Here is a 2,722-nt window from a genome sequence, read left to right on the forward strand (position 1 = left end):
GTATGTGAATATAGGGAATTCAAGTCGTTGTTTAAAATTAAGCTAGCAGACGATAGAAACCACCGCATACGCTAATCCATAAAGATACCTTCGCCAGAAGCTCCAACGCTATCAAATTCAAATGTCGGATATAAAACAGGCCCGCAAGCGGGCCTGTTTCGCAAACCAAAAATTACTTATGGTATTGCTTTGATTGTGCATGAACCGCCTTGATAAAGGCGCCAGCATGTTCTGGATCGACATGCTGATGAATACCATGGCCTAGGTTAAATACATGGCCAGTACCTTCACCATAACCCGCTAAAATATGACCAACTTCCTCTTCGATACGTGGAATTGGCGCATACAACATAGATGGGTCCATGTTGCCTTGCAATGCCACTTTATGGCCTACACGACGACGGGCGTCGGCAATGTCTACCGTCCAATCCAAACCTAGTGCATCACAGCCAGTTTCTGCCATCGCTTCTAGCCACAAACCACCGCCTTTAGTAAACAGCGTCACTGGCACTTTACGGCCATCGGCAAAGCGTGTCAGACCATCAATAATCTTCTGCATATAACGCAAAGAGAACTCACGGTAAGCAGAGTGCGATAACGCGCCGCCCCATGAGTCAAAAATCATCAAAGATTGCGCACCGTTAGCAACTTGAGCATTCAGGTATAGGATCACTGAATCGGCTAATTTATCTAACAGCATGTGTAATGCCATTGGCTCTGCGTAAGCCATCTTCTTAATTTTTTCGAAGGTTTTGCTCGAACCACCTTCAACCATATAAGTCGCTAAGGTCCAAGGTGAGCCAGAAAAGCCAATTAACGGCACTGCGCCATTCAGTTCACGGCGAATAGTGCTAACGGCTTTCATTACATAACCCAGCTCATCTTCTGGATCTGGAATTGAGAGCTTTTTGATCGCATCGATAGTGTCTGTTGGGCGCTCGAAACGTGGGCCTTCACCCGCCTCAAAATACAAACCTAAACCCATAGCATCGGGCACAGTTAGGATATCGGAAAACAAAATCGCCGCATCGAGATCATAACGACGTAAAGGTTGCAGCGTGACTTCACAGGCAAGCTCATGATTTTTACACAAAGACATGAAGTCACCCGCTTGAGCGCGAGTGGCTTTATATTCAGGAAGATAACGGCCAGCTTGACGCATCATCCACACAGGGGTCACATCGACAGGCTCTTTTAGTAGGGCGCGTAAATAACGATCATTCTTTAATTCTGCCATTGGGCTTGGTTCCTAGTCTTATTGAGATCCGCTGGGTCGGTAGTTTAGCATTTACGCGAATAATGTAACCTTTATGTGCAAATTTATGTGAGCTATTCCCCATCATTGGCGTCGATTTGACCGCATAAACCGGAAAATGTTAGCCAGCTAACATACTGCTTATTTATTCGTAACGAAGTCACACTCAGACAGAAAAAAGTTGCGCCGGTTCCCCGCCTTTGGTATAAAAAGTCTGCGCTAGCAAGAACAATCAAGAAGCTCGTCGCATCGAGCCTGCTATAAACTTTACTCGCCCAACGATAGGTTTCTATCGTTGGGCTTTTTATTTGCATTTTTTGATACGAAACAGCTGGTTTGTCCATTTCGTCATTCTCGCAAATTCGCATGAAAAGAGTTGATCGATTAGCAACTTGTCCCTACATTAGAGTTATGTGCTGGCACTTAAATGGAATGCATCATGCTGAGAGAACTCGAAAAAGCAGAACAGAAGTGGGGCGGTTCAAATAAGCTTATTGATCAATGGCTAAAAAACCGTCGAAAACTGTTAGTGCATTACTGCCAAATTGCTGGGCTTCCTCCTTATAGTAAATCAGAAAAATCGCTTCCCTCGTTCGAACATGTTAAATCTTTCTGTGACTTATTAGTTGACTATGTCTCCGAAGGACATTTCGAGGTCTATGATAAAGTCGTTAATGCCTGCAGTGAATATGGCGAATCAAGCAAAACGCTCGCGCAACAAGTATTGCCCAAAATCACGCCAACCACGAATGCAGCATTAGATTTCAACGATAAATATGCGGAAACACAAGACGATTTCGTATTATATCAACTCGATAAAGACCTATCTGAGCTCGCCCATAACATGGAAACACGCTTCGAACTCGAAGATGAACTACTTGAAGTTCTCCATCGCAAACATTCTGAGCACAACCAGTAGTCCTCCTTCATAAGCGCACCTTGCGGCATCTGTGCGCTTATCTATCTTTTCCCCTCAATCGTTTTGAAAATGAAGTAGCATCTTTGGGCTACTACAGAAACACGTCCTAGTGCCATTAGACAGCAACCGTTTGAATCAAATTGAATCCGATAAAGCAGACGTAGTCATGGCCGAGGCAGCACACATTGGCAAATCGTTGTTTCAATAGGTATGGCGATATTGTTATGTAATGCTCGATAGCCTGAATGCATTGAGGAGCTACAGAGGATGACTCAGTTGGGCTTTCGGGAATGGATAAATTTTGCTAATTAATAGAATCGGTTTAGCTTTAAAACAAAAATGTCATATTCTGATAAGGATCTCATCTACATGATGGCCGAGTATGACTATAACCACATGCTTCGAGCCCGAAGCATTAGCGTCACTGACACGAATTATCCACGACGCCATAACGAAAAAAGCCTCATCTTTCGATGAGGCTTATCTCTTAATGTTGGCGGAGCGGACGGGACTCGAACCCGCGACCCCCGGCGTGACAGGCCGGTATT

At 44.5% G+C, this 2,722-nt stretch carries 2 protein-coding genes; one reads left to right on the forward strand and one right to left on the reverse strand.

The genetic code is table 11. The features are described from left to right. Window positions 1–172: 172 nt before the first annotated feature. The gene (gene hemE / locus KFE26_RS23495) at window positions 173–1,237 is read right to left on the reverse strand and encodes a uroporphyrinogen decarboxylase (RefSeq protein ID WP_006079904.1); all 1,065 of its coding nucleotides are present in this window, start codon (window positions 1,235–1,237) and stop codon (window positions 173–175) included. 457 nt (window positions 1,238–1,694) lie between these two features. Between hemE and rsd the strand changes: the two genes are divergently transcribed. Beyond that, a complete protein-coding gene (rsd, locus tag KFE26_RS23500; RefSeq protein ID WP_113941703.1) occupies window positions 1,695–2,174 on the forward strand; it encodes a sigma D regulator in 480 nt (159 codons plus the stop codon). Window positions 2,175–2,722: the final 548 nt, after the last annotated feature.

Source organism: Shewanella sp. M16 (assembly GCF_018224605.1).
GTDB classification, from domain to species: Bacteria; Pseudomonadota; Gammaproteobacteria; order Enterobacterales; family Shewanellaceae; genus Shewanella; species Shewanella oncorhynchi.